Source organism: Brevibacillus sp. MCWH (assembly GCF_013096935.1).
Lineage (GTDB): Bacteria > Bacillota > Bacilli > Brevibacillales > Brevibacillaceae > Brevibacillus > Brevibacillus aydinogluensis.
This window is the reverse complement of the sequence record NZ_SDLF01000270.1, coordinates 1-250: the sequence shown is the minus strand read 5'-3', so window position 1 is coordinate 250 and position 250 is coordinate 1. Positions and strand designations below refer to the sequence as shown.

1 pseudogene is annotated in these 250 nt (G+C 46.8%); it reads left to right on the top strand.

The window, feature by feature from the left end:
• Window positions 1–123 (top strand): annotated as a pseudogene (locus tag ETC00_RS20570) (reverse transcriptase domain-containing protein); the annotation flags it as partial.
• Between the last annotated feature and the right edge of the window lie 127 nt (window positions 124–250).

The window sequence follows — 250 nt, the reverse complement described above, 5'->3', positions numbered from 1 at the left end:
CCTGTCCGCAGGGTCGAAATCCCGAAACCTGACGGGGGAATACGATTGCTAGGCATCCCTACCGTGGTAGATCGCTTCATCCAGCAGGCCATCCTGCAGGTATTGACTCCCATATTCGACCCAGAGTGTCAAGATCAAAAGAAAGTTCCTCAAAAAAATCAAGCGAAAATTCCCCAGTAAGAGAAAGAGAATACTCAAATGCCTCTTAGGTGGTAATATAGACAAGACTACCCACTTGTGTTGTTCCCAT